2 rRNA genes are annotated in these 742 nt (G+C 47.8%); both read right to left on the reverse strand.

Annotated features, from left to right (window positions below):
- Positions 1 to 295: ribosomal RNA gene (locus PQG66_RS25225) — 23S ribosomal RNA — on the reverse strand; the annotation flags it as partial.
- Between the two features lie 340 nt (positions 296 to 635).
- Positions 636 to 742 (reverse strand): 16S ribosomal RNA (locus PQG66_RS25230); the annotation flags it as partial.

Raw genomic sequence — 742 nt, forward strand, 5'->3', positions numbered from 1 at the left:
CAAAGAGCAAGCTCTTTGGTTTGGGCTTCTCCGCGTTCGCTCGCCGCTACTGACGGAATCACTATTGTTTTCTCTTCCTCAGGGTACTTAGATGTTTCAGTTCCCCTGGTATGCCTCTACATAACCTATGTATTCAGTTATGAGTAACTGGATATTACCCCAGCTGGGTTTCCCCATTCGGACATCCCCGGATCAAAGCTTGCTTACAGCTCCCCGAGGCAGTATCGTTGTTCGCCACGTCCTTCATCGGCTCCTAGCGCCTAGGCATCCTCCGTGTGCTCTTAGTAGCTTAACCATATTGCTCCGGTTTCGACTGCTCGCTTCCCTTGTTTTGCTTGCGCAAAGCCAAAAGTCGCTCCCACTCGATACCATCGCAAAAGCAATTAAGTACCAATTCATTAAACTTGTTATACACAAGTTCAGCTAAAAAGGAATGTTCTAATTCGCGTTTGTTTCGTTTCGATATCTAGTTTTCAAAGAACAAATCGTTTCGTTCGGGCCGTTCACAGAATGTGTCGGTCGAACAAACGAGATGGTTTGAGAGTTTGAGCTCTCAAAACTGAGCAACGAGTGAGTAAGTTTGCAGCTGTGCTGCATATTTGAATGTCTTCGTTGCAGAAGACGATTCTCCATAGAAAGGAGGTGATCCAGCCGCACCTTCCGATACGGCTACCTTGTTACGACTTCACCCCAATCATCTATCCCACCTTCGGCGGCTGGCTCCTTGCGGTTACCCCACCGA

Source organism: Paenibacillus sp. JJ-100 (assembly GCF_948329825.1).
Classification (GTDB): Bacteria; Bacillota; Bacilli; order Paenibacillales; family Paenibacillaceae; genus Paenibacillus.